At 46.4% G+C, this 17,703-nt stretch carries 18 protein-coding genes; 9 read left to right on the forward strand and 9 right to left on the reverse strand.

Annotated features, from left to right (window positions below):
- Nucleotides 1–122: 122 nt before the first annotated feature.
- From RW114_RS16830 to RW114_RS16845, 4 genes are all read left to right on the forward strand, one after another.
- A complete protein-coding gene (locus RW114_RS16830) occupies nucleotides 123–4,010 on the forward strand; it encodes a hypothetical protein (RefSeq protein ID WP_340123924.1) in 3,888 nt (1,295 codons plus the stop codon).
- A 297-nt stretch (nucleotides 4,011–4,307) separates the two neighbouring features.
- Nucleotides 4,308–4,628: a hypothetical protein gene (locus RW114_RS16835; protein ID WP_340123925.1), complete on the forward strand. Its 321-nt coding sequence runs from the start codon at nucleotides 4,308–4,310 to the stop codon at nucleotides 4,626–4,628.
- Nucleotides 4,629–4,690: 62 nt separating this feature from the next.
- Nucleotides 4,691–5,470, forward strand: a complete 780-nt coding sequence (locus RW114_RS16840) for a Swt1 family HEPN domain-containing protein (protein ID WP_340123926.1) — start codon at nucleotides 4,691–4,693, stop codon at nucleotides 5,468–5,470.
- A gap of 557 nt (nucleotides 5,471–6,027) precedes the next feature.
- Nucleotides 6,028–6,717 carry a hypothetical protein gene (locus RW114_RS16845; protein WP_340123927.1) on the forward strand — a complete coding sequence of 230 codons (690 nt, stop codon included), beginning with the start codon at nucleotides 6,028–6,030 and terminating at the stop codon, nucleotides 6,715–6,717.
- A gap of 75 nt (nucleotides 6,718–6,792) precedes the next feature.
- Here the strand turns inward: RW114_RS16845 and RW114_RS16850 are convergent, their stop codons facing one another.
- Together RW114_RS16850 and RW114_RS16855 are read right to left on the reverse strand one after the other, a co-directional pair.
- Nucleotides 6,793–7,074 (reverse strand): helix-turn-helix domain-containing protein, encoded by a 282-nt coding sequence (locus RW114_RS16850; protein ID WP_340123928.1) that lies wholly within the window; start codon nucleotides 7,072–7,074, stop codon nucleotides 6,793–6,795.
- Entirely contained in the window at nucleotides 7,071–7,397 is a 327-nt protein-coding gene (locus tag RW114_RS16855; RefSeq protein WP_340123929.1) for a type II toxin-antitoxin system RelE/ParE family toxin, read from the reverse strand. The genes RW114_RS16850 and RW114_RS16855 overlap by 4 nt, the downstream gene beginning before the upstream one ends.
- A 323-nt stretch (nucleotides 7,398–7,720) precedes the next feature.
- Here RW114_RS16855 and RW114_RS16860 point away from each other — a divergent pair, with 323 nt between their 5' ends.
- The 5 genes from RW114_RS16860 (at nucleotide 7,721) to RW114_RS16880 (ending at nucleotide 12,101) form a co-directional block, all read left to right on the forward strand.
- Complete coding sequence (locus RW114_RS16860) at nucleotides 7,721–8,275, forward strand: recombinase family protein (RefSeq protein ID WP_340123930.1); 555 nt, start codon at nucleotides 7,721–7,723, stop codon at nucleotides 8,273–8,275.
- A 358-nt stretch (nucleotides 8,276–8,633) separates the two neighbouring features.
- Complete coding sequence (locus RW114_RS16865; protein WP_340123931.1) at nucleotides 8,634–8,969, forward strand: hypothetical protein; 336 nt, start codon at nucleotides 8,634–8,636, stop codon at nucleotides 8,967–8,969.
- Complete coding sequence (locus tag RW114_RS16870) at nucleotides 8,966–9,562, forward strand: c-type cytochrome (protein WP_340123932.1); 597 nt, start codon at nucleotides 8,966–8,968, stop codon at nucleotides 9,560–9,562. The genes RW114_RS16865 and RW114_RS16870 overlap by 4 nt, the downstream gene beginning before the upstream one ends.
- 2 nt (nucleotides 9,563–9,564) lie before the next feature.
- Nucleotides 9,565–11,082, forward strand: coding sequence for a cbb3-type cytochrome c oxidase subunit I (locus RW114_RS16875; protein ID WP_340123933.1), 1,518 nt, complete (start codon nucleotides 9,565–9,567; stop codon nucleotides 11,080–11,082).
- A gap of 227 nt (nucleotides 11,083–11,309) precedes the next feature.
- Nucleotides 11,310–12,101 carry an MOSC domain-containing protein gene (locus tag RW114_RS16880; RefSeq protein ID WP_340123934.1) on the forward strand — a complete coding sequence of 264 codons (792 nt, stop codon included), beginning with the start codon at nucleotides 11,310–11,312 and terminating at the stop codon, nucleotides 12,099–12,101.
- A gap of 40 nt (nucleotides 12,102–12,141) precedes the next feature.
- On the opposite strand, the gene RW114_RS16885 is transcribed toward RW114_RS16880, so the two are convergent.
- The 7 genes from RW114_RS16885 to RW114_RS16915 all read right to left on the reverse strand — a co-directional run bounded on the left by RW114_RS16885 (nucleotide 12,142) and on the right by RW114_RS16915 (nucleotide 17,290).
- Nucleotides 12,142–12,471, reverse strand: coding sequence for a hypothetical protein (locus tag RW114_RS16885; RefSeq protein ID WP_340123935.1), 330 nt, complete (start codon nucleotides 12,469–12,471; stop codon nucleotides 12,142–12,144).
- A complete protein-coding gene (locus RW114_RS16890; protein WP_340123936.1) occupies nucleotides 12,461–12,928 on the reverse strand; it encodes a hypothetical protein in 468 nt (155 codons plus the stop codon). Before RW114_RS16890 ends, RW114_RS16885 begins: the two co-directional genes overlap by 11 nt.
- Before the next feature lie 120 nt (nucleotides 12,929–13,048).
- Nucleotides 13,049–13,528 (reverse strand): hypothetical protein, encoded by a 480-nt coding sequence (locus RW114_RS16895; RefSeq protein ID WP_340123937.1) that lies wholly within the window; start codon nucleotides 13,526–13,528, stop codon nucleotides 13,049–13,051.
- A gap of 693 nt (nucleotides 13,529–14,221) precedes the next feature.
- Nucleotides 14,222–14,893 carry a c-type cytochrome gene (locus RW114_RS16900; protein WP_340123938.1) on the reverse strand — a complete coding sequence of 224 codons (672 nt, stop codon included), beginning with the start codon at nucleotides 14,891–14,893 and terminating at the stop codon, nucleotides 14,222–14,224.
- An 11-nt stretch (nucleotides 14,894–14,904) separates the two neighbouring features.
- Nucleotides 14,905–16,530: a b(o/a)3-type cytochrome-c oxidase subunit 1 gene (locus tag RW114_RS16905; RefSeq protein ID WP_340123939.1), complete on the reverse strand. Its 1,626-nt coding sequence runs from the start codon at nucleotides 16,528–16,530 to the stop codon at nucleotides 14,905–14,907.
- Nucleotides 16,523–17,146, reverse strand: coding sequence for a cupredoxin domain-containing protein (locus tag RW114_RS16910; RefSeq protein ID WP_422614832.1), 624 nt, complete (start codon nucleotides 17,144–17,146; stop codon nucleotides 16,523–16,525). The genes RW114_RS16905 and RW114_RS16910 overlap by 8 nt, the downstream gene beginning before the upstream one ends.
- 9 nt (nucleotides 17,147–17,155) lie before the next feature.
- Entirely contained in the window at nucleotides 17,156–17,290 is a 135-nt protein-coding gene (locus RW114_RS16915) for a hypothetical protein (RefSeq protein ID WP_340123940.1), read from the reverse strand.
- Between the last annotated feature and the right edge of the window lie 413 nt (nucleotides 17,291–17,703).

Below are 17,703 nucleotides of genomic sequence, written 5' to 3' on the forward strand. Positions count from 1 at the left end.
TGTTGGCAGGATTATGGATATTCCTTTCTATGCAGGAGGTGTTGGATTGTTACTCCCATGAGGAGCTTGCCGCTTTGCAAGAAACAGCTCAGGATTTCCTAATGTGACTTGTGTAGATAGCTATGCCCTTCGAGCCGCAATCAGAAGTCGATCTCATTGGAAACTGGTGGGCGCGAGGCGGCTATAACGAGGTAGGTCGGAACGCCATAGAACGGCAACGTGCCATTATCGAAGTCGGCGCGATCTGCGCCCGGCAACTTAGTCAGCCGGTGTCGCTTAGCCAGCTCACAACTCCAACGATTGGCCTAATCGATCAATTGGTGGCCGACGGTATCCTCCAGCATGTTAGGGAAGGGCTCACCGTTCGATTCTCACACGACATCTTCTTTGAGTGGTCGTTCTTCCACGTCCTTTCGGAGCGTGGAGAGAAATGGCCGGAGGAGGTTCGTGAGTGCGGTGAGCCACCGGCGGTCGCGCGGGTCGTCGAGCTTATGTCGCAGTGGGAGTATAGGGAGGGCAATAGTTGGGCAGATACTCTGCGTCTGACGGCGTCGTCGAAGATGCGCTCGCAGTGGACGCGTGCTTGGCTGCTTGGTCCCCTTGCGGCATCCACGTTTGAGAAAGACAAGGCTCAATTCGCCGATGTAGTTATGGCCGATGAGTTCTGCTTTTTGAAGAAGGCACTTGTTTGGTTTCAGGCCGAGAAGACCACACCTAATCCAAACATCCTCGCGGGTGAACTGCCACAAGACCAACGTATACGAATTGCCGACATTCTGGGCTGGCCGTCCGATTTCGCCGCTTGGCGGAGGCTGATCGACTTCCTTCTTGCGCGGACGGACACCGTCCCAGTCACGTTGTACCCGGACATCGTTTCAGTGTTCGAGGTTTGGCAGAACGCGCTGGCCAGCGTGAAGAATCCGATCTCGCGCGAGCTTGTCACTCAATGTGCCGGCTGGCTGCGTGAAATCGATAAGCTCGGCTCTACCAAGACGCCAACTGAAGCATCACGCTGGGAGCCACTCAAAGAGCTTGGTGACTTCAGGCAGTCGCTCAGCAATCTGATTTTTCGCTCTGCTGCCACCATGCCGGAGCTGGCTGAGGAGTATCTCAAACGCGTCATTGCATCAGAACGGCTGCGAGATAACAAGTTCAAGGAGATTGTGGACTTCTCGCCGATACTCGCTGGTACTCATCCTCAGCTTTTGGTCGACCTGACACTCAAGCATCTCAAGGGGGAGCTTCCTGACGACCAGGTGGCGCGAGAGCGGAAGGAGATGCAGCAGGCGGCCGAGCTGCGGAAGAAGGCACTTGCTAAGCCAGAATCAGAACGAACGCGCAACGAAAAATTAATTATTTCAGGTGGCTTCTCGCGTTTCGGGTTTTCACAGTTTTCGTATCACGACTGGGACACACTCACTATTGACCGCGACTACCAGAACTTCTGGCCACCTTCGCCACTTCGCGAGCCGTTCCATTCGCTGTTCAAGACTTCGCCGGAGCAAGCGATCAGGTTGTTCAATGACCTCTGCAATCACGCAGTGATGGCATGGCGTCAGTTACACCGACATCTGCATGAAAGCCCAGGTACGCCTCTTCCCTTGGAAATCCAGTTTCCATGGGGCACCCAGCAGTTTTGGGGAGGTGATAGGGAGTATCTTTGGCATCGTGCAATGTGGGTTCCAAAAGCGCTTGCGTGTGGCTTCATGGCGCTAGAGGAGTGGTGCTTCGCCGAGTTGGAACGCGGACGACCAGTCGACGAGCTGATTCATCAAATCGTTGCAGGCAATCAAAGTACCGCGATCTTAGGGGCCGCCTCAATGCTCGCCTTGCACACCGAGCGACTGTCGGAGACCATGTTTCCTATTGTCACAGCCCAACGACTGTGGTTCGCCGACCACAATCGCATGGTGCAAGACATGTCCAGCTTGATCACGAACCTCATGGGTTTCAGCGATCCAAGCGATCTTCCGCATGTTGATGCGATCAAGGCTGCAACCGCGAGGGTAGTGCGGAAGATGCAGCTTCGTTGGCTTGCCCCTCTCTACATTCTTGGTGAGGAATTTGGAGAGCGCACTAGGGCGGCCATTCTCGGCTTCAAGGATAACCTCCCGTACCAAATGGAGGAACACCGGAATAATTCTGCTGCCTGCGACCATCTGACAAAGCAGGCGCTTGAGTACGCCGAGCTCGTACACATGGAGAATTACAGAGCGACAAAACCGGCGAGCGAGGACGGACTGGTCGAGGTGGTACACGTAAGCCCATCAGCCTCGAAGCCAGAGAACATTGCGAAGGTCGAGCGCGCTCAGGTGGCGCTCCAAGAGGGAAATCTGTGGACTTGGGCGTCAAAGGCATTCGAAAACGGAGAAGTCGATGACCCGCTCAAAATCCCGATTGCTATAGAGCTAGCGCAGAAACTCGATAGCGCATCCCTTTTCGGGGCTGCCGATGATGAAGAAAACCTTGGGATGCGTAAAGGTGCTATCGCAGCAACTGCTGCTGTCGTCCTTCGATTCCGCGAAGGAATGGCCGATGCAGAGTTGAAGTGGGCTCGCGATGTGCTCTCACGCGCGATGCAGGCTCCGGAGAAGTGCGATGTGTTTTGGACAGCGTCGGCGGTCATCCCGTGGCATCAAGCCTTATTTGTCGCGCGCAGCCTCGCCGCCGACTTACGGTACGGAACCGGTGGTGACGCCAAAACAGCTACCGCACTTCTCACGCTGGTCTCCCATCCGCTGGAGGCGGTTTCGCTTGCCGCATTGGAGCAAACAGCAATACTTTGGGAAAAGAACGCAAAGCTAGCGTGGGTCGCACTGCATCTGGCCTTCACGCTTTGCCTTATCGAACCCAGACCGCGCACCCAGCCAAAGGGACCGAGCGAGCCGATTCATTCAGCGAAGCGGGTGCGGGACGCTCTGAATGCTGCCGTTAAGTATTATCAGCACGGAAATGGGTGGTTCGATCTACCACTTCCACCCCCGGCGTGGATCAAGGTTGAAAATCCTGCGGATATAAGGCGAGACCCCGAACACGAGTTTGATGAGGATGACGTTACAGTGCCCGGTGAGACATGGACTGCACCGACGACACATTGGTATTCGCAATACGCTTCAAAGGTCTTGAAGCGTGTGCCTTTTGAACAAATTATAGCAAGCGAAGCTAAAGGTCAGCTTCTCACGTTCGTTGCCGTGGCTCTGCAATGGACCAACGCCAAGAACTCACCACCCCGGGTGAAGAAAGGGCGAAGGGATCGCGAATCCTCTCAGCTCTTCGAATGGACCCACGAACTTGGCGAAACGCTGGGCCGTATCTCAGGCATGTTAACGCTTGCAGAGGTCAGATCCCAGTTCCTAGAACCCATTTTCGACCTTGAAGGCGATACATGCTGGGCGCTGCTGGCACCATTCGTGTCCACGTATATTTGCCGATACGTCTATGACGCGCAGTCGGTTCCCGATGGCGCTGTCGACGTCCTTAGCCTGTGTCTTGAACGTCTCCTCAAAGCCCCGTCTTTCAACCGAAACTCCTACCGTAGTGAAGAGTTCTCTGGCTTCGATGAGCCGCGACTGGTTCGGTCGCTCATGTTCATTTCGTTAGAGCACGCATCATTAGCCGCTCGGTACGTCAATGGCGACTGGTCGGAAATCAAGATGATCCTCCCAATTGTTGACTGCTTCATACGGGCAGGCGGATGGTCCGGCACGTTAATGAGCCACTTCCTGACACTGTGCGAGCGCTCGAAGGTCGCGTATCCGGCGGAGATGTTTGCCGATCAGATTTTGGCGGTGATTGGTGACGGTTCGGAACCGCTTAAAGGATGGCACAGGACACTCATTCCCGCTCGCATAGCTAGCCTAGTCCAACACTTCGCAGACCGCGACACGCCAATGGCACCTAAGTTAGGCCAAAAATTGCTGCGAATTCTCGACTTGCTTGTGGATATGGGAGACCGGAGGAGTGCTGCACTTCAGCTGAGCGAGAGCTTCCGTGAAATCAAAATCGCCTAATACGGGATTGGCTAAGAAAAGCTTATATTGATGACTCAGCTCGGCAAGCAACCATCTAAAAGTCCACAGAAGGGTCAGGGCCACTCATTCCCTTGCTCTGATTTTTAAAGTAACATAAAGGACGTTATGTTCCCCAGTTGAGAACCTTCCGCCTTACTCATTAAAGCTTGTGCCATAAATCAAAATATATGGGTATCTTAATTTCATGAATTCGTGATTGCGATATGCAGCAAAGACAAGTAAGGGAACGGAGATTTAATGATAGGATGAGGTAGTTGCAACAGCGTGATAAATGATATGACAAAAAAAATTCTTGTGGCAAAAGACTCTCTCACATTAGCCATCAACCCAATCAATTCCATTTATGAGCAAATGGCGACGTCATTTGCGAACATTAAAATACTCGAGAGAGATTCGGTAACGTCCCTCCTTATAGAAGACATAACCCGTCAACAGAAATTCTTGCATGCCACGCTTGGGCCTGTTGCTGATTTACAAGCATCCCGACTTTTAAAAAATATGATGCCTTCAAGCAGCGTTCTCGAAGGTATAAAAGCCTTGAAAGATTATGAGGCAAGGTTCTGTATACCAAACATCGCGATATCAAAAACCTCATAGAAAAACTTAATAAAACAGGCATTGCGATTCAGGCTTCTGAGCTACAGAAAGCGATATTGTCTATGCGCGCTCCTTGGCTTGATATGCAGAACGCCCTAAGTTCTCTTGGCGGATTCGCTGAATTGCAGAAAATCGGACATAGCTTAGCCAGTCTGCGGCCATTTGATGATCGTCTCACTGAAATATTGCGCGCCGATCTAGGTGACTGGCGAGATAACATCACCTGGCCTAAAGCAATTTTAGACGATCTAGGAGCGCGTTCAGATTTTTATGTTGAGCGCGGCTTGAATAGTGATCTTACGAATTTCCCAGCCCTTGCTTTCGCGGAAAGTTTAGAAGTTGCAGGAATACTGCGGGAACCGCCTTCCTTAGTTGAGCGTTACGGCTCTCCGCTATCGGTGTCGGAAGATAAAGATTTTGAGGAAGACCTCGAACGCACAAACAGGGCGCATAACTTCTTTTTACGATTTGAAACACAGCTGCGTAACTTTATTGACGAGAAGATGACCGAAGCTTTTGGGTCTGAATGGCCGAAACAACGCTTACCGAACGGCCTTTACGACAAATGGCAGGAAAAGAAACATAAGGCTGAGAACTCTAGGGAACTTGTTTTTCCGATTATCTGCTATGCAGACTTTACAGATTATGTGCATGTAATTTGCAAACGGGATAATTGGAGACAAGTCTTTGAACCCTTCTTTGGAAGAATGGATAGCGTGCGAGAATCGTTCCAACGGCTTTATGTGCCACGTATTTCAACAATGCACGCTCGACCAATTACGCAAGATGATGAGCTTTTCATTTTTGTCGAGATAAAGCGACTTGGTAGAGTGATAAAGTAAAGCAAAAAGTAATTAAAACCGCGTCCGCCATTGTTCAGAAAAAAAGATTTATGACACGTCGAGCCGCACCTGTGATTTCATAAGCTTGATCGCAGCCGTCAAGAATTTTTATGACCCTCCGTATTTTTTTTCACTATTTTTTTGATCACATTCTGAATGGCACGTTGCGATTCAATTTTTCCAATATACCTAGGCTCTTCGGAATATATTCCATTAGCTTTGGCCTCCCTATAACTAATAGCTATGTTACCCAGCCTGACCGTATTAAGACCCATACCGAAAACCCCTCTGAATTCGCCTCTCTGTAACCCAGTAAAAACGGGGTTTCCGGTGTGGCGGTTTAGCCATACCGTAAACACTTGTTTACGGTATGGCCTTCTGATAATATCCAAATATGACCAGACCAACAAAACGCGTTGCCTTAGCTTGTACGAGAAAAGCGAACCACAATCTCTAAGCCGTTTGTTGGACAAGCCTTGTAAAACGGCTTTCAATTTTTTCCACTGTCCGCCCCTGTCGTCCAATTAAAAGCAAGGGATTTAACCTGGAGTGTATTGATGCTTAAAATATGTCCAAAATGTGGAAGTAGAAAGAGAGAGTTAAATGCCTTTTGCACAAGTTGCAAGCCTACTCTTGGATCAATTAAAGCTAAAGCTTATAAAGCTGAGGATAAAGCCAATAAAGCTAACCGTATGAATGTTCTAAATGCGGTTTATGGTAGGGATACTACTAATGCTGTCGCATCAACAAAAAACCCTGCAGAGACTAAAGTCAAAATTAAAATCATAGCTCAAGTTAAAGAAGCTAAAATTAAAACAGAATGGTCAGACTGTCAGTGTAAAAAATGTTCACACAAAATTAATTACCCTGTTGGTTCTTACATTCCAACTAGCTGCCATTTTTGTCGTCTTAGAGAAGTTATTGGGATTTCCGGTTTATTAACTGATTTTCTTTGCCATGAAAATAAATTAGAAAGAAGCCATCGCACAAATTACGAGGAAAAGTTGTTATTGGCTAATCGCAAACCTTTACGAGAAAGAATTAAAAGTATTCTTGCCTTATACGGACTCAGCACGGAGGAGTTAATTAATGCTTGCGCCATTGATAAGGAAGTCAGAACAATCGTTTACGATATGAATCGTGGACAACAAAGGAATAAGAAAAGATCGAATGCCTACCCAACTTTGCCAAAGAACATAGTACCATTTTATCAAGGCGGAGCACCTGGACTTGGAAAGGGGTCATAATGGCAGGGAAAGGGGTACCTACGATATTTTTATCGTCCCTGAAAAACAAATTTAACATAAGCTCACTTACTCGAATTATGCCGCTTCCAACGCCACATGCACACGTCGGCCAAGCGCCGTGGCAATGTTTACCAAAGCATCCAGCGAAAACCGCGACACGCGGCCCCGCAACAAATCATTAATGCGTGGTTGGGTGACTCTGCAATGAGTTGCGGCTTCTGCTTGCTTCCAGTCATTGGCCTTAATAATGGCGGAAATTTGCTGCATCAGTTCGGCTCGCGCCCGAAGGTTGGCGGCCTGTTCTGGCGTATCGGCAATCGCGTCCCACACGCTGCTAAAAGATTCGGTATTGGTCATTGGTTGCCCCTCAAAAGTTCGGTGTATCGCTTACTGGCCAGCTCGATGTCGGACTTAGCCGTGGCCGGTGTTTTCTTCTGGAAAGTGTGCAGCACGTAGACTGCATCAGCCATCCTGGCAGTGTAGATCGCTCGGTAAATACCTGAGTCGTCCCACACCCGGATTTCTTCAACACCCTTGCCGATGGTTGGCATTGGTTTGAAATCGTCCGGCTGTTCTCCACGTTGCACCTTATCAAGTTGGTATCCTGCATCTTGCCTGACATCTTCGGGAAACTCCCGCAAACGCTTGAGCGAGTCGCCCAGAAAGTGTATTTTCTTCATAGCTTGAATATATCAGAATGGATATAAGCGAGCAATTATTATTTGTCGGCGTTGATGTCCAAGCGTGAATAGTATAGCTATCTTCTAAGCCAAGCACCCTACCACATAATGCTCGCAGTTCCGCATTCCCCTCACGGGGTCGACTTCATCTTTCGGTTGGGCTAAATTGTCAGAGTGTATTCATCGCTGACGTTATAGTTGTCTACAATATTATAAGTTTGTAGACAGGGTAATTGGCTTAGAATAAACTGTCTATTAAATCGTTTTTCAGTGCATTAATAGACATACTGTCTATTAATCGATTTAGGAGACAGTTTTAAGCAATGAGATTATTTGGTTATGCTCGGGTATCCACGAGCCAACAATCCCTTGATGGCCAAGTCAAGACGCTGAAGGAAGCCGGAGTCAAAACGAGCCGTATTTTTACTGACAAGGTTTCCGGCAGCCACATCAACCGGGATGGCTTGCATATGCTGCGGGTCAAGGTAGAAGAAGGCGACGTGATCCTGGTCAAAAAGTTGGATCGATTGGGACGGGATACGGCGGACATGATCACCTTGATCAAAGAATTCGATAACATCGGCGTTGCCATCCGTTTTTTGGATGATGGCATCAGCACCGAAGGCACCATGGGCAAAATGGTCGTCACCATTCTGTCTGCCGTAGCCCAGGCGGAACGACAACGCATCCTTGAGCGCACCAACGAGGGCCGCATTGAGGCCAAGGCCAAAGGGGTGAAGTTTGGGCGCAAGCGTAGCGTCGATACGGAAAGACTACGGGCATTGCATAAGAATGGATTAGGGGCAACCGACATCGCCAAACAAATGGGCATTGGGCGGTCAACCGTTTACAAATTGCTGAATGAAACGAGCGAGTGATGGTAATCTTGAGTCTTACATTGTTGCGCATGAATACTTTGGCGGCTACCCCTTCACAACATCAAATCAGCCTCATTTATAAGCATGAAAACCAAATAATCCATAATTACAATAATATTCAACAACTTATAAAAAATATTATCGGCGGTTTTGAAATCGATATTTTCTCTGTAAGCCGCTTGTATCAAGGGTTTAAGAGGGGTCGCAGGACAAACCGTTCTTTTGGTTAATTAACCCCTAATTTTTACCTTTTCGAGGGGATGGGCAAAAATAGCCATTATGTTATAGTGCAAGGACTTTGATCTCCCGTCATTCACTTTGCGTCGTTTTTATTAACGGATATTAAGGTTAATCATTCATGATCGAACCCGTCGCTTTTCAAGATTTCTTCATCACTTTTTTTTCATCCGCTTTAATCATAATGGCAGGTGCAAGTTATGCATTACTGTTTTCCTGGTCTAAAGTGAATCCAAATTTTCGCATTAAAATTGCTGCTTATGTTGCTTATGTTGTGCTGATAATTTCCGTGGCTGAATTAACGCGGGCAGCACATTTTCAAGGTTACTGGCTGATTATTTCTTTCTTAATGGTTATAGGCTATTTTTTTGCACCCATAGGTATTTGGCATCTTTGTGTTAAAACACATGCTCATGCAGACACTGATTTAACTACAACAACAGAGGATAAGCTATGAATGAAACACCCTTATGGGCTTCGGAATCATTCTGGAAGAAAACGGCAATCTGGGTAACAGCGGGATCATTTTTGATTTTAGTGGTGTTGACCATGGATTCATTAAGCAAAACCAGCGCAGGCAGTAAACGAGTACCCGCCTACAGCGTTATTAACAAAAAAATCGATTACCAATTTAACAAAGAATTACATAAATCCATGCCGATTATCGGTGACACTGAGCTTCTATTCGGTAAAGAATACACCGAAGAAGAAGCGCGGCAATTGGTCGATCTAGGTAAAAAAACCACACAAGCCAAAAACTGCATGAATTGTCATACCTTATTAGGTAATGGGGCTTATTACGCCCCTGATTTAACCAAAGCCTGGTTGGATAAAGGCTGGATTTCCAGGGAAATGCGCGAAGACATGATGGTAAAATTTTTGATGGACCCTGAAAACAACGCCCGTACCTTTGGCAGCAACCGGAAAATGCCAAATCTAAAGATTACCGAACAGGAAGCGAAAGGCATTGTTGCTTTTTTAAAGTGGATGTCGAGTATTGATACCAATGGCTTCCCCTATAATTTTAAAACCATTAATGCCGAGGAATGAGCATGAATACAAGTGGATTAAATGGGATCATGCAAAGTGCGACTGCTTTATGTGAGAAATCGCGTGTCTGTCTTAATGATTTCAAAGCCTGGGTGCAACTGGACAGCACCAATTTAACTGATGGGCAGCAACTGGCCGTTAAATATTTTACGGTTGCGGTTATTTTGTTTTTCGCGCAAATTCTGTTTGGCCTATTGGCCGCGACACAGTTTATTTTTCCTGGCTTTCTTTACGAAATCCTGGATTTTAGCGTTAACCGTATGATCCATATTAATGCGATGATCGTATGGATGCTGTATGGTTTTATAGGCTGTGTTTATTGGTTTCTTGAAGATGAGAGCGGCACTGAAATCGTCGGCTTAAAACTGGGTAATATCGCCTTCTGGGTATTCACCGGGGCTGTCACATTGGTGGTGATGGTTTACTTGTTAGTGCAGATTGGCCCCGGTAAGGATTCCAGTCTTTGGTTCATTAACGAAGGTCGCGAATATATTGAAGCGCCACGTTGGGCGGATATCGGCATTGTGGTTGTCATACTGATATTTTTCTATAATGTTGTCGCGACCTTCAGCAAAGGCAAATGGTCGGGTATTGCAGGGGTTTTGACCCTGGATTTGGTCGCATTGGCTGGTTTATATGTTGCCGGTATGTTTTATATGACCAATATTACCCACGAGCAATACTGGTGGTGGTGGGTCATTCACTTGTGGGTCGAGGCAACCTGGGAAGTACTGGTCGGCGTAATCATGGCCTGGTCACTGATGAAACTATTAGGCGTCAGACGTAAAATCGTACAAACCTGGCTGTATATTGAAGTCGCCTTGATGTTTGGCTCTGGCATTTTAGGCTTGGGTCATCATTATTTTTGGATCGGCACACCCGAATACTGGTTGACCATCGGTGGTTTTTTCTCTGCCCTTGAACCTATTCCACTGGTCGCCATGGTGGTTCATGCGGTTTATGATTCCGGTGCTCATGCGTTTAAAAATGGCAACCATCCAGCTTTAGCCTGGATTATTGCTCAAGCTTTCGGCAACTTTTTTGGTGCAGGCGTTTGGGGCTTCATGCACACCCTTCCACAAATCAACATATTTACCCATGGTACGCAGTGGTCGGCTTCACATGGTCATTTAGCGTTCTTTGGCGCTTACGCCACGATTAATATTGCATTCTTTTATCTAGCCATACAACACTGGCGTGGTGATGTCTGGATGGGCGGCGGCAGTCAGAATGCCTGGCGCTGGAAATGGGCTTTAGGTTTGCTCAATGGCGGCGTTCTCGGAATGACGATTGCGCTATTAATAGCGGGATATGAGCAGTCATTTATTGAACGTGCGGTAGAAGGCTCAACCTGGGGCGGTTACTTTACCGCGCAAAACCATCCGTCATTTCAAAGTGCGATGGTCTGGCGTTTGTTTTTTGGCGGCATGACCTTTGCCGGATTTATTTTGTTAGTCTGGGATTTACTAACGATAGGCAAGGGCGAAACGAGAAAAGCACCTGAGGTTATTGAAAGTTAAATAAGTCAGGCGTTAAGTACAAGGCGAAAAATATAGTTGTGTATTTTGAACCTTGTACTTTCCTCATCAATTAATAATAGCAGGAGCGCAAGCCTGTTAAATACAAAAAAATCTAGCCCCACATTAAATCATGATCCAGATTTTAAACAAAAGCCATTAGATTCTGCATTGGTTATTTAAGCTTGGCTTGCTAGTGGAAATCAGTTTTTTCTGTATGGAGAATGCATATGCCTCGTGTCGTTGCCTTATATCGTTATCCCGTGAAAGGTTTTACACCTGAAGCATGTGAAGTTTTAGATGTCCTTGCTCAAGGTCGAATCGCGGGGGATCGAGTTCTTGGTATCCGCTTTGCCAATTCAGGCGTGATTGATGATGCTTGGAGTACAAAACACGAATTCATTGCTCTAGTGAACACGCCTGGCATAGCCCGCCTTCACCTTCGGTTCAATCATCAGACGCTTAGATTAGGCATCAGTTTTGAAGACACGGTTTTGGTCGATGAGCCACTGGATGATAATGGGCGTAAGCGAATAGCGGCGGCGATTGAAAATTATGTCCTCCAACTGGACGAGAATCCACTTTCTTTTCATCCTGATCGGCTTCCGCTACGCGTTGTTGGAAACGGAATTATGTCCCGTTATCAGGATAATGAAGCTGGCCAGATAACCTTGCATAGCCGTGAAAGCCTGGCCGCTGTTGCCGGTGCAGTCGGTGATGCCGATCTCAGTGAGCTGCGTTTTCGCTCAAACATCGCTATTGAAGGTCTGGAGCCATGGGAAGAACAAAGCTGGGTGAAGCGAAAAATTCGTATCGGTCAGGTTATTTTCGATGTAGTGACACCGAAGAGCAGATGCCTCGCTACGCAGGCTAACCCTAACTCAGGCGAACGAGATTTGCCGATCCTCAAAACGCTGCTCAGCACCTTTAATCAGAAAAAGCCGACTTTTGCGATTGGGATGGTAACGAGTGGTGCTGGAGGACAGATTCACATCGGCGATAAAGTCTGTCTTCTTGATTGAAGATGGTTGATCTGGAGAAGTAGGATTGAAGTCAGAAAATCTATGCCTCTCCAGTCTCCTTTACGCCATCTACACCAATGGCTACCAAAGTCTGACGAGCCTGATCCTGTAAAGCACGGTATGATGCCTCCCATTTACCCTCATGTGGGGTGGTGTGTGCAATAAACCGGACAATGGTTTCAAGAGCTTCAGCGCGTCGCTGGATTATCGCTACCTGTTCAATCGCTTTGTCGTATACCGAGGCGTGAACTAATTCCACCTTATGATCCTCGCAGACTCCAATACAGGGTTGTGGGCCTTCGATTTTTCCGCAACCGATGCACTGCCATACCGTGAGGCGATCAGGAATCTGAAAAATGTTAGTGTTCATGGTGATTGGATTTACTGGCAGGTTTTAGGGATGTCTTTACAGTACGTATTTGGTAAGTGGCATGACAAGCAACACACTTACTCATTGATTCACTTAATTGTTGCAAGGAATGCTTTGGATCTTTAATAGCCAGTGCATCTGCGGCTATTTTGTCAAAATCTTGATGAACAGCTATTCCAAGCTGCATAAACTCCTTCGGTAATACCCCTTTAAGATGGTCTTCGGTCTTAATAGTCATGCTCATACCGAGAGAACTGGCGTATTGATTAACTGCCGCCATATCGCCCTTGGAAAGTGCTGCAAGGATATTCTGGGTTCCTGACAATAAGGCCCCCATCTCTTCTATAACATGTAAACGCTGTGACTCGGTGACTATAAGAACTTGGCGTTTATCTAAGTCACTTGCTAATACCGATGTGGCTATTAACGCAAATAAAGGTATGAGAGCTTTATACAATTTAACCTCCTTTATAGAGAGCGAAGTAGCCTAATAAGCGGCTTATATAGAAAAGAAGAAGCACATACGATCTTCAATTACATTTGATAATAAGTTCCTTGCTGGTGGGTATTTTTCTCGCTAATAAAACCCATGCGCCCCTGCTACCGCTCCCAATACAGCAAGCAAACTGAGTGCAAGCAAGATCTTGTGTATTGTGTGAACTTGGGAAAAAGTTTTGGCGCTATCTTTTACTGCTTGCTCATGAAACCATTGATGAAGAAATAGTGGCTCAAACACAAATAAAACCAGGGTGAATATAAACCAAATTAACGTCATCAAGTGCATCCACCAGAATTGCAACTGCTGATAACGATCCCAGGCATTCATAACTTCAACCATGTAAAAGCCAGAAATTCCGGTGACTAATGTGGCTAGCTTTGCCTGAAATGAAAATTTTCCTTCGAGCTGCTCGAATAACTCCAGCTTATTTGTTGAATCGTTTATGTTTTTGAGCGATGGAATAAGCACGGTCGTAACAAATGCTACACCACCGATCCAAAGCACTACGCCAATAACATGAAGAACGCGAGCAAAGACAAAGTAATTGAAATTTTCCATGTAAAGGATCTTCTATCGCATTATAGGTAGGATTAAATTCAGCAAGTAACAAAAATCGTGACCTAATCACTGCGGCGTTGTTGAATAAATAAAACGTAATACTCTGATTTTTATGGATTTCACTAAAATTTATATTGAAACTTTATCTATATAAATCAATTGCTTGCTGGTTTATTCAACAACGCCTACAATTATTGTTCACTGAAAATTAGTATCCGACTAATCGTCTAGAATAGCATGGCAACCAGACATTGCTGTTATAACTGTTTCTGCTGCAAGCTCTCAGCGTCAATTGTGAGTTGACTATTGACATTAATTGTTCATCAAACGGACAGATACTGTTGGCGAATTCGATTTTTAACGATTTTCGCCCCACAAGCCATACAATTCGGCAGACTGAACAGCATCTTGCCCCCAATTTTGACCGAATTTGCGTCGGTTTTTGGTTAATTCTCGCCACCGACTGGAATTCGCCAACAGTATCTGAACGTTTGTGCAATGCAATAAATTGTAGCTGCTGCGTGCTCAAGACAGAAACTTCGTCGCATTTGTCGTTCTCTGCCCCCAGAACCGAAAATAGTTAATACAAAATATCCAACGGCACTGGAAGTGAAATTTTTAAATCCTATGGTGCGTTACGTACCTTTATGCAGAATAACCCATATAACCAACTTGAATGCTGAAAAAACTGTTTTATTCAACAACGCCGAATTGCTGGTAATACTGAGCCAGCTCCTTGATTTCTTCATCACTCAGTTGCTGGGCAATTAGCCGCATACGGCTATAAATATCGTTATGCCGCTGGCCGTTTTTATAGGCTTCCAAGGTTCTCGCAAAATAATCGGACTGCTGTCCTGCCAGCATAGGAATATCCATTTTTTCGCCCTGACCTTTTCCGCCATGACAAACAAAACAGGGCGGCAGGGTGCGTTTGCCATCACCCTGTTCAACCATTTTTTCCGCTCTGTCGAGGTTCTGGCTACTCGATTTATTTTCTTGCGGCGGTAAGGAACTGAACCAGACTGCCAGATCAGCGGCATCCTGTTCAGTCAATCCTTTAGCAATTCCGGTCATCGAATCATGACTGCGACTGCCATTGAAGTAATCACGCAATTGTTTGTAAGTATAATTGGCGACCTGACCTGCAAGCGCTGGAATCGCAGGCAGTGTTTCATCGTCCCTGGTTTCCTCCTTCATGCCCTGGCCTTCAGCACCATGACAGCTTTTGCAGGATTCCGCTAGTTCTTTACCCTTATTAAGGTTACCGTTTTTGACCCGGTTCAGGACGTCAGGCGTCCAGGCGATTTGCGAGGCAGGCTCGGCATTAACGACAACCGGTGCAATAAACGCTAGTAATAGCAGCATTCGTTTCATGTTTAAAATCCCCATGGCGATGAACCGGAAGTGTCCATAAAAAAGAACTGTAAGATGGGATAGCCGAAGCTGATGGTCATTAAAACCGCTATCACTTTGTTCCAGAGTTTAAAGTCATTCAACCATTCGGGGAGTGACTCTACCGCATGTATTGGCTCGGCAAATTCAATTTGTTCATCAAATGCTGCTGACGCCGAATTCAATTGCGTCTTGGCCAGATTGTAGATAAATAAACAAGCCGACCCCAGCAGTATTAAACCGCCAAATATCATCATTAACTCGTAAGGTTTCCAGGCCAACGTCAGTAAATTATTGTAAACAACACTGGAAATACGACGGGGCTGACCTAACAAACCCAACACATGCCAGGGCGTCGTCAATATACTCATACCTATAAACCACGTCCATAACTGAACCAGCGCCATAGAGCTGGAAAATAACGGTTTTTTAACCAGCATGGGCCACAAATAATAGGCAATGGCAAAATACATAATGACGGTGGTGCCGGCAAAAATCAGATGAAAGTGACCGGGCACCCAAGCGGTATTGTGTATCATGGCATTCATCGCATAACTGGCGTTGACGATGCCGCCAAAGCCGCCAAAAATCAACATCAGTAACGACAAAATAACCGACAGCACCATCGTATTGGTCCAGGGCAAGCTGAGTATCCACCCGAAAAGTCCTTTGCCGCCCCGCAAGCGTCCGGCAATTTCCAGTGAGGCAATGACGGCAAAACCTGTCACCAAAGTTGGTAAAGCAACCACGAAAGTGCCGATGCCGTGTAATAATTTCCAGCCCTTAGCCTGTTCCGGATCCATGAAAAGGTGATGCATGCCTATCGGCAAGCTGAAAACAACTAATACGATAAATGCCAGTCTGGCTATCTCATCACTGAACAGAAAGCCGCCCGCCTGTTTAGGTACAAACACATAAAAAGCGGTGTAGGCAGGAATCAACCAGAAATAAACGATGGGGTGTAAGGTCCAGGCAAATAACGTTCTAGCCAGACCCGGATCAATCGTATCGATCCAACCCAGGGACAGCGGAATTAATTGAAAAATTACCTCCAAGGCAACACCGACACTGGTCCATAGCCACAACAAAGCATTCATTGCAGTTGCGAACATGGCTAAAGGCACAGCTTGCCCTGGGTTGGCTTTTTTCCATTGCATAAACATCACCAGCATGATGACACACCAGACCCAGGAACCGATAACCAGTAAGGTAGCGCCGATATAAAATGCTGCATGCGCAACCATCGGGGGGTAAAACGTATAAAGCACCGATGCCTTTCCGGTAAGCAAGGGAATGGCAGCCATTACTACACCGGTTAAAGCAAGCCAGAATCCACCCCATGCCAGTGGCTTATTCCATACCGGTTGTTTTAAGCTGGTCGTGGCGATGGTGTAACCAAAGCCCATAATAAAAAAGAATGTTAGTACAAACGCCATCAATATCCCGTGCGTACTCACCGAGGCAAAATACACACTGGGTGAGTCCAGAGCCGGGATAAAGCCGCTACGTTCCAGTACTTGATATTCACCCATGAAACAAGCCACGACAAAGGCAATAAAGGCCACCCATAGATGGCTTAAGGCCAGTTTTCGTTCTGCTGCATCATTCATTATTTGATCCTCCTTTAGCGGGCGACTTTACAGGAGCAGACCAGACTTCCTTGGCGATGACAGAAAGATTGCTCCACATGTGGTTATGACCCAAGCCACAATATTCATTGCACAGCACCGGATATTCGCCCGGTTTCGGAAAAGTGGTGGTAATTTCCGCCACATAACCCGGCACAATCATGGAACTCATGTTAGTCATCGGGATATGGACGCCGTGTAAAACATCCATACTAACCCAACGAAAGGTTAATGGCGTCTCGGCAGGGACTTCAATGTGTTTTGGGAAAAAGGAATAACGCCCGGCGACCATTCTGATTATGACATTGCCCTTGGCATCCACTTGCACGCCCAGGTTGTCTTCAGCAAATTCTTTATTTAAATGCAGACTTGCGGAATCAATTGTTTCAACTTTACTGGGTGGGTTGACGCCGTGGAAAAATGCATCAATAGTGATGATGCCGACAAAAAGACCGATAACCAGCATTGAGATGGCAATCCACTTACGTTCCAGTTGATCGACACGAATGGCACGAAGTTGCGTGTAAAAATCACGAAGTTGCGCGTAAAAATCTCGCAAGACCTGTTTATATTTTGGTTTTAATAGTTCTGTTTGCATAATGAAACCCTAGCCTCGCGGCAGAAATACGCCGTAATAAAGAAATAGCCACGCGACCACCATACCGCCGATAACCACTGACATTAGTGCAAAAGTGCCAACAGGCGGGCTTTCGAGAATACGCTTACGATCTTCTTCATTCATTTCATCTTTCTCTCTAAATTATTATGAAATCTAGTTACAATCTAATGTAGTAACCCAATAGTTGTATTGGCAAGTCATTTTTTGCGGTTTACGTCAGTTTTTTGTTACATTTGACTCCAAACATTGCCATCTATTTATTTTCCAAACGCAAGGTTAAAACCACCGGCTTCAGCCGGTCAGCTTTAGCTCTGCAATCTTTCTTCATGCGCCCAGAAGACTATGGAACATTTAGTCAGCTGAATATCCTTGCGTAGATAACAGTAACAATGCTGTATTGTTATGTGAAACTCGATGTTCAAGTTTTTAAATTTTTTGCAGCCTGATTCTTGGAAAATTATCCAGCAGCACGGTACTGTAGCGAAACCGTCGGCCCTAAACGCCCCAAATCCCTCCCAACCATATGTTTGCCAGAA

The sequence above is a fragment of the Methylobacter svalbardensis genome (assembly GCF_037671525.1).
Taxonomy (GTDB): Bacteria; Pseudomonadota; Gammaproteobacteria; order Methylococcales; family Methylomonadaceae; genus Methylobacter_A; species Methylobacter_A svalbardensis.

Coding starts and splice junctions, on each gene's coding strand:
- RW114_RS16900 (WP_340123938.1), bottom strand. CDS start 14,893: ATGCTGCTATTACTAGCGTTTATTGCACCGGTTGTCGTTAATGCCGAG.
- RW114_RS16860 (WP_340123930.1), top strand. CDS start 7,721: ATGAGATTATTTGGTTATGCTCGGGTATCCACGAGCCAACAATCCCTT.
- RW114_RS16845 (WP_340123927.1), top strand. CDS start 6,028: ATGCTTAAAATATGTCCAAAATGTGGAAGTAGAAAGAGAGAGTTAAAT.
- RW114_RS16835 (WP_340123925.1), top strand. CDS start 4,308: ATGACAAAAAAAATTCTTGTGGCAAAAGACTCTCTCACATTAGCCATC.
- RW114_RS16895 (WP_340123937.1), bottom strand. CDS start 13,528: ATGGAAAATTTCAATTACTTTGTCTTTGCTCGCGTTCTTCATGTTATT.
- RW114_RS16870 (WP_340123932.1), top strand. CDS start 8,966: ATGAATGAAACACCCTTATGGGCTTCGGAATCATTCTGGAAGAAAACG.
- RW114_RS16885 (WP_340123935.1), bottom strand. CDS start 12,471: ATGAACACTAACATTTTTCAGATTCCTGATCGCCTCACGGTATGGCAG.
- RW114_RS16910 (WP_422614832.1), bottom strand. CDS start 17,146: ATGCAAACAGAACTATTAAAACCAAAATATAAACAGGTCTTGCGAGAT.
- RW114_RS16830 (WP_340123924.1), top strand. CDS start 123: ATGCCCTTCGAGCCGCAATCAGAAGTCGATCTCATTGGAAACTGGTGG.
- RW114_RS16875 (WP_340123933.1), top strand. CDS start 9,565: ATGAATACAAGTGGATTAAATGGGATCATGCAAAGTGCGACTGCTTTA.
- RW114_RS16855 (WP_340123929.1), bottom strand. CDS start 7,397: ATGAAGAAAATACACTTTCTGGGCGACTCGCTCAAGCGTTTGCGGGAG.
- RW114_RS16850 (WP_340123928.1), bottom strand. CDS start 7,074: ATGACCAATACCGAATCTTTTAGCAGCGTGTGGGACGCGATTGCCGAT.
- RW114_RS16905 (WP_340123939.1), bottom strand. CDS start 16,530: ATGAATGATGCAGCAGAACGAAAACTGGCCTTAAGCCATCTATGGGTG.
- RW114_RS16880 (WP_340123934.1), top strand. CDS start 11,310: ATGCCTCGTGTCGTTGCCTTATATCGTTATCCCGTGAAAGGTTTTACA.
- RW114_RS16865 (WP_340123931.1), top strand. CDS start 8,634: ATGATCGAACCCGTCGCTTTTCAAGATTTCTTCATCACTTTTTTTTCA.
- RW114_RS16840 (WP_340123926.1), top strand. CDS start 4,691: ATGCGCGCTCCTTGGCTTGATATGCAGAACGCCCTAAGTTCTCTTGGC.
- RW114_RS16915 (WP_340123940.1), bottom strand. CDS start 17,290: ATGAATGAAGAAGATCGTAAGCGTATTCTCGAAAGCCCGCCTGTTGGC.